Raw genomic sequence first — 5,655 nt, 5'->3', positions numbered from 1 at the left:
TCTCCGGGATACGGCTCCGCGAGGGCCTGCCGCTGCAGTTCGAACAGCCGCTCGCAGCCGGCCTGGGCCGAGTCCAGCATGGCGTTGAGGGTGTCCCGTCCGAACGCGGCGCCCTCGGCGGTGCCCTGAACCTCCACCAGCTCCCCGGCGTCGGTGCAGACGACGTTCATGTCCACCCCGGCGCGCGAGTCCTCCTCGTAGGGCAGGTCGCACAGGACCCGGTTGTCCACCACGCCGACGCTCACGGCCGCCACAGCACACGTCAGGGGGTTCCCGGTGACGGCGCCCTTGGCCGCCAGCCAGGTCACCGCGTCCGCGAGCGCGACGTAGGCCCCGGTGATCGCGGCGGTGCGGGTGCCGCCGTCCGCCTGGAGCACGTCGCAGTCCAACGCGATGGTGTTCTCCCCCAGTGCTGACAGGTCGATGCAGGCGCGCAGGGACCGGCCGACCAGGCGGCTGATCTCGTGGGTGCGTCCACCCACCTTGCCGCGGACCGACTCGCGCCCCGAGCGCTCGTGGGTCGCGGCCGGCAGCATCGCGTATTCCGCGGTCAACCATCCCAGGCCCGACCCCTTGCGCCAGCGCGGCACGCCCTCGGTCACGCTCGCCGTGCACATGACCCGGGTCTGACCGAAGGTCACGAGAACCGATCCGGCCGGGTGCGAGGTGAATCCCCGCGTGAGGGTCACGTCGCGGAGGTCGCCGTCCGCGCGTCCGTCTGTTCTGCCGTCAGTAGATGAGGTCACGCCCGCCGATCCTAGCGGCCACCGCCGTCCGTCGACCGGGTAGCTCTCCTGCGAGGACCCGGGTGGCTAGACCTCGAGTCGCAGATCCGGTTCCGCCAGCATGACCTCGCCGTCGAACTCCGCGGCGGCCTCGGCGCGCACGGCCTCGCTGTCCGTCCACGGCGGGATGTGGGTGAGCACCAGACGCCCCACCCCGGCGAGACGGGCGGTGCGACCCGCCTCGGCACCGGACATGTGGATGCCCGGTGGACGACCCTCCTCGTCTGTCCAGGAGGCCTCGCAGAGGAACACATCCGCCCCCGCCGCGAGCTCGATCAGCGCCTCGCAGTAGGCGGTGTCGCCGCTGTAGGCCAGGACGCGACCGGACGCCGAGGTCAGCCTCAGCCCGTAGGACTCCGGCGGGTGATCTACCCGGTCGGCTCGCACACGCAGGGCCACCTCGTCGTCCTCGCGCCTCAACTCCATGTCCGGGGTGACCTCCCACGATCCCACCTCGAACGTGTCCGAGAGATCGTCCACGGCGCCGGGCTCCTCCGATGAGGCGACCCCGATCCGGTAGGCGGTCCCGGACGGGCCGATGAGCGGCATGCGGACCGCGTGCTCCGCCTCGGGGCCGAAGCGCCGCAGCACCATCAGGCCCGGGACGTCCAGGCAGTGGTCAGCGTGGAGATGGGACAGCAGAACGGTGGCGGTCTCCGGCGAGATGTACCGCTGCAGAGCCCCCAACACCCCGGGCCCCATGTCGATCACGACGGGCCCGATTCCTTCGACCTCGACCAGATACCCGGACGCCGGCGAGGTGGGTCCGCCGATACTCCCCGAGCAACCCAGGACAGTCAGAAGCATGGGCACCATCGTGCCACGGTCGGCCCGCCGCCGCCCGGGGTGTGCTCCCGAGGGCTGTCCCGCGTCCGTCGGTGGGGAGGATTCACACCGCGGCCGCGCGGCCGACGGCCACCAGGTCGGGGCCGAGAAACCGGGACGCCACCCGACGGAAACCGTCCGGGTCACCGGTCACGAGGAACTCCCGCAGGGCCGGGGTCTGCGCGTCGTGGGGTCGCAGGAGGTCCTGGGAGGTGAGGACGCGCACCACGTCCTTGGCGGTCTCCTCGGCGCTGGAGACCAACGTGACGTGATCGCCCACCGCGAGCTGGACCACCCCGGACAACAGCGGGTAATGGGTGCACCCCAGGACCAGGGTGTCCACGTCGGCATCCCTGATCGGGGCGAGGTACGCCTCCGCCAGGCCCAGCACCTGCCGACCACTGGTGATGCCACGCTCGACGAACTCGACGAATTTCGGGCACGCCACCGAGGTCAGCTCGACGCCGGTCGCGGCGGCCACCGCGTCGTCGTAGGCCAGGGAGGCGACCGTGGCGCGCGTGGCGATCACCCCGATGCGACCCGACCGCGTGGTGGCCACCGCCCGCCTGGCCGCCGGCTGGATCACCTCGACCACCGGAACCGGGTAGCGCTCACGGGCGTCCCGCAGCATCGCCGCCGAGGCGGTGTTGCACGCGATCACCAGAGCCTTGACCCCCCGGTCGACGAGGGAGTCCGCGACCGCCAGGGCGTGCTCGCGGACCCGCGCCAGCGGCAGCGGTCCGTATGGCCCGTTGGCGGTGTCCCCGACGTAGATCAGCGATTCGTCGGGGAGTTGGTCCATGATCGCCCGGGCCACGGTGAGTCCGCCCGCGCCGGAGTCGAAGACCCCGATCGGGGCCAGCGGGTCCGGGGACGTCACCTGCGCGGACCGGAGTTCCACCCCGGCTGTCCGGCGGTGACGGCCTGTGGCCTGCGGTCACGCTTGAGCCCGTACGCCGAGAGCACGCCGCCGATGGCTCCGCCGAGGTGCCCCTGCCAGGACACGCCGTCCAGCATCGGGGACAGACCGGCGAGCGCCTCGAGCCCGTAATAGAAGCCGATGACGAGCCCGACCAGCAGATGCAGGATCCGTCGGGAGAACAGTCCCCGGACGATCACGTAGAAGATGTAGCCGAACACGATCCCCGACGCCCCGATGTGGACGGTCCCTGCCCCGCCCAGGATCCACGACACCACACCCGAGGCCAGCCACGAGATGAGCGTGACGCTGATCAGGGGCCGGATCCCGGACATCGCGATGATCGAGCCCAGCACGAGCAGGGCGATCGAGTTGCCGATGAGGTGAGCCCAGTCCCCGTGGAGGAAGGGTTGGAAGATGATTCCGGGCAACCCGTCGGTGCTCAGGGGGCGGACACCGTAGTTGTCGAGGGTCTGGGGTGGCCCGATAGCGGCCCGGATGACCTGGTCGGCCGCCTCGACCACCCACATCAGCGCGACAAAGGCGAAGAGCAGGATCAGCGCCGGCCAGCGGCGCGGTCCCTGGGGGACGGGCCGGGCGGCCTGGACGCCCCCCGACCGGAACGTGCGTGGATCTGGATTCACCGTGCTCTCCTCACTTCCCCGTCAGAACCGAACACAGGGAGTCCTGCATGAAGGTCAACCAGTGGTAGACGTCCAGGTGCGCCGACCTCGGGTCGTCCTCCTCGACGTACTCGGGGATGTCCGTGGCCGGGACCCCGTCCACCGCCCCCGCCTCGAGCAGCAACGCGCCCAGGCCGAGCCGCACGTCGTTGAGACAGCCCATCCAGGCCTGCGCCTGCTCGGGGCTGAGCGAGACCGTCCCCCCGCGTGCCGGGAGCGACCTCAGGACCGTCGAGGCCGCCGCGAGCTTGGCGTCGATGATCTCCGGTTCGTGGAGCATGCGCATCCCCGAGTTGTGGGCGCGGGCCACCGCCGCGGCGTCCGCGTCGGAGGCGCTCCCCGGCTCGGGACGGTGGAAATCCGGCAGCAGGCGGGCGAGTGGGGCCTCGGCGGGGAGCTCGGAGTGTCCGCTGCGCATGCCGGTGATCTCGGCCAGCTCGTCCCGCGGTGCGGAGTCGCGCCGCTGCTCCAACATGTCGACGATGTTGGACACCAGGGCGTGGAGGATCTGCACCTCGTGGCTCTCCATGACCGCCTTGACCCGCGGGCCGGTGAGGGAGGTCTTGCGCTGCCAGGCCTTCACCGGTTCAGGCCTCCCGCTGCATCGTGGCCCACAGTCCGGCCTCCTGCAGCTTGCGCACGTCGTTCTCCACCTTGTCGCGACTGCCGGAGGAGACCACGGCGCGACCGTCGTTGTGGACCTTGAGCATGAGCTCGTGTGCCTTTTCCCGGCTGTAGCCGAAGACCCGCTGGAAGACGAAGGTCACGTAGCTCATGAGGTTGACCGGGTCGTCCCACACGACCGTGAGCCAGGGACTGTCCACCCCGGCGTCGAGCTCGGTCTCCGTGTCCTCCACGGGCGCGGCCGACGGCATCGCCATCACGGGGACGACGCTCCGGTCGTCCGCGGTCTGTGCGGTGACGGTGTGCATACGGCCAAGGATACGGATTACCGCCGGGTCGGCCACGCCGTAGAGTCGGCCGGGTGACCTCGACCGCGCCGACGCGCGCCCCTCACCCGCCGGACCGTCCGTCCACCGCGCTGCTGACGGACAAGTACGAGCTCACGATGATCAGCGGCGCGCTGGCCGACGGCACCGCCGACCGTCCCTGCGTGTTCGAGGTGTTCGCCCGGCGACTGCCGGCCGGTCGCCGGTACGGCGTCGTCGGCGGCACCGGACGGCTCCTGGAGCGACTCCGGGACTTCCGCTTCGGGGAACAGGAGCTCGCGACGGTGGCCGACTCGCTCGACGAGCGGACCCTCGGGTGGTTGCGGGACTTCCGTTTCACCGGACGGATGGACGGGTATCCCGAGGGGGAGCTCTTCTTCCCCGGATCCCCGGTGTTGACCGTCCGGGGCGGGTTCGCCGAGTGCGTGCTGCTGGAGACGCTGGTGCTGTCCGTGCTCAACCACGACAGCGCGATCGCCTCCGCCGCCGCGCGGATGACCTCCGCGGCGGACGGGCGCCCGATCATCGAGATGGGCTCACGCCGCACGCACGAGGAGGCCGCAGTGGCCGCGGCCCGCGCCTCCTACCTCACGGGGTTCGCCTCCACCTCGAACGTCGAGGCCACCCGACGGCACGGGGTCCCCTCCGCCGGCACGTCGGCCCACGCGTTCACTCTGCTGCACACCGGTCCGGACGGCCCGGACGAAGCGTCCGCCTTCCGCTCTCAGGTCGCCACCCTCGGTGTGAGCACAACCCTGCTGGTGGACACGTACGACATCACCCGCGGCGTGGCCACGGCGATCGAGGTGGCCGGGCCCGGGCTGGGCGGGGTCCGCATCGACTCGGGCGATCTCGGGATGCTGGCCCGGCAGGTGCGTGTGCAACTGGACTCCCTGGGCGCCCACGGGACCCGCATCGTGGTCTCCGGGGACCTGGACGAGTACGCGATCGCGGCGCTGCGGGCCGAGCCCGTCGACGCCTACGGGGTGGGCACCCGGTTGGTGACCGGCTCGGGCGCCCCCACCGCGGGGATGGTCTACAAGCTCGTCGAGGTGGACGGCATCCCCGTGGCCAAGCGCTCGACCCACAAGGAGTCCCTGCCGGGCGCCAAGCGGGCCGTCCGACTCCACCGACGATCCGGCACCGCGGTCGAGGAGGTGCTCCTACCGTGGGCGGGGTCCGTGACCGCTGAACCGGGACTGGAGCAGAGGGATCTGATTGTCCCCCTGATGCGCGAGGGCGCCCCCGTCCCCGACCTGCCGTCCCTGGAGGAGTCGCGGACGTTCCACCAGGCAGCGATGGTGACGCTGCCGTGGGAGGGCCTGGCGTTGAGCGAGGGCGAGCCGGCGGTCCCCGTGCGTGTGGTGCCGCCGGGTCCGTGACGCTGATCCACCGGTGCCCGGCCCCGTGTCCGGCGTCGCACCGGGCCGCTAGGGTGACCGGGTGACCGACTCGCTTCCCCCTGTCTCCGAGCTGCTCGCCACCGCGGTCGA

The 5,655-nt window shown here is 71.5% G+C and carries 7 protein-coding genes; 1 reads left to right on the top strand and 6 read right to left on the bottom strand.

Annotated features, from left to right (window positions below; all coding sequences use genetic code 11):
• From rph to clpS, 6 genes are all read right to left on the bottom strand, one after another.
• The coding region (rph, locus tag G6026_RS12115; RefSeq protein ID WP_182613326.1) for a ribonuclease PH at nucleotides 1–746 on the bottom strand (746 nt) is incomplete at its 3' end.
• A 66-nt stretch (nucleotides 747–812) separates the two neighbouring features.
• Nucleotides 813–1,592: an MBL fold metallo-hydrolase gene (locus G6026_RS12110; protein ID WP_107756004.1), complete on the bottom strand. Its 780-nt coding sequence runs from the start codon at nucleotides 1,590–1,592 to the stop codon at nucleotides 813–815.
• 82 nt (nucleotides 1,593–1,674) lie between these two features.
• Nucleotides 1,675–2,511 (bottom strand): glutamate racemase, encoded by an 837-nt coding sequence (murI, locus tag G6026_RS12105; protein WP_231750502.1) that lies wholly within the window; start codon nucleotides 2,509–2,511, stop codon nucleotides 1,675–1,677.
• Nucleotides 2,487–3,173, bottom strand: a complete 687-nt coding sequence (locus G6026_RS12100) for a rhomboid family intramembrane serine protease (protein WP_107756003.1) — start codon at nucleotides 3,171–3,173, stop codon at nucleotides 2,487–2,489. Before G6026_RS12100 ends, murI begins: the two co-directional genes overlap by 25 nt.
• 10 nt (nucleotides 3,174–3,183) lie before the next feature.
• Nucleotides 3,184–3,795, bottom strand: a complete 612-nt coding sequence (locus tag G6026_RS12095) for a DUF2017 domain-containing protein (protein ID WP_107756002.1) — start codon at nucleotides 3,793–3,795, stop codon at nucleotides 3,184–3,186.
• A gap of 4 nt (nucleotides 3,796–3,799) precedes the next feature.
• Nucleotides 3,800–4,087, bottom strand: a complete 288-nt coding sequence (gene clpS, locus G6026_RS12090; RefSeq protein ID WP_228548846.1) for an ATP-dependent Clp protease adapter ClpS — start codon at nucleotides 4,085–4,087, stop codon at nucleotides 3,800–3,802.
• Nucleotides 4,088–4,197: 110 nt separating this feature from the next.
• Between clpS and G6026_RS12085 the strand changes: the two genes are divergently transcribed.
• On the top strand, nucleotides 4,198–5,544 hold the full coding sequence (locus G6026_RS12085; protein WP_182613325.1) for a nicotinate phosphoribosyltransferase: 1,347 nt from the start codon (nucleotides 4,198–4,200) through the stop codon (nucleotides 5,542–5,544).
• Nucleotides 5,545–5,655: the final 111 nt, after the last annotated feature.

Origin of the sequence: Dietzia sp. DQ11-38-2 (assembly GCF_014145055.1) — a bacterium.
Taxonomy (GTDB): Bacteria; Actinomycetota; Actinomycetes; order Mycobacteriales; family Mycobacteriaceae; genus Dietzia.
This window is presented reverse-complemented; position numbering and strand designations above follow the sequence as displayed.

Coding starts and splice junctions, on each gene's coding strand:
- clpS (WP_228548846.1), bottom strand. CDS start 4,087: ATGCCGTCGGCCGCGCCCGTGGAGGACACGGAGACCGAGCTCGACGCC.
- G6026_RS12110 (WP_107756004.1), bottom strand. CDS start 1,592: ATGCTTCTGACTGTCCTGGGTTGCTCGGGGAGTATCGGCGGACCCACC.